This is a genomic window from Pedococcus sp. P1_H8, assembly GCF_056405175.1.
The window spans coordinates 1-504 of sequence record NZ_JBFUCP010000150.1; the positions used below are offsets into that span (position 1 = coordinate 1).

2 protein-coding genes are annotated in these 504 nt (G+C 72.6%); both read left to right on the forward strand.

The features are described from left to right. Positions 1–3: 3 nt before the first annotated feature. Positions 4–162, forward strand: coding sequence for a GNAT family N-acetyltransferase (locus AC1DYG_RS19325; protein ID WP_477641477.1), 159 nt, complete (start codon positions 4–6; stop codon positions 160–162). 127 nt (positions 163–289) lie between these two features. After that, a partial coding sequence (locus AC1DYG_RS19330) for a hypothetical protein (protein ID WP_477641476.1) occupies positions 290–504 on the forward strand: 215 nt, incomplete at its 3' end.

Sequence of the window (504 nt, forward strand, 5' to 3'; positions counted from 1 at the left end):
GTGGTGAGCCCCGAGTTCGGCGGGCAGGGCCTCGCCGGCCAGCTCGTCACGGCCGCCCTCGACGCCACCCGCGCGGAGGGCTTCAAGATCGCGACGTCGTGCTCGTACGTGGAGAAGTTCGTCGGCAAGAACGCCGAATACCAGGACCTGCTCGCCGCCTGACGGGCCGCCGCTCCCCTCGAAACCGCGGGGAGCGGCACCCGCTCGACGGTCCGGGCAGCCGACTGAAGTTCACGCACCCTCGAAGCGCCGGCCGGTCCGTCCCGCCGCACCGACTACCGTCGACCCCATGCTCTCCCCCGCCGACCGCGAACACACCCTCTCCACCCTGGTGCGCATCGTCGGCCAGACCACCTACGACCGCGGCGTCCGCTACGCCGGGCGGGGCTCGGTCATCGAGCTGGACTGGATGCCGGACCAGCACCGGGCCGTCGGCCTGGTCGACGGCACCGACCTGTACCGCACCGAGGTCGACTTCGCCCCGCGCGCCGACCGGCTCGAGTT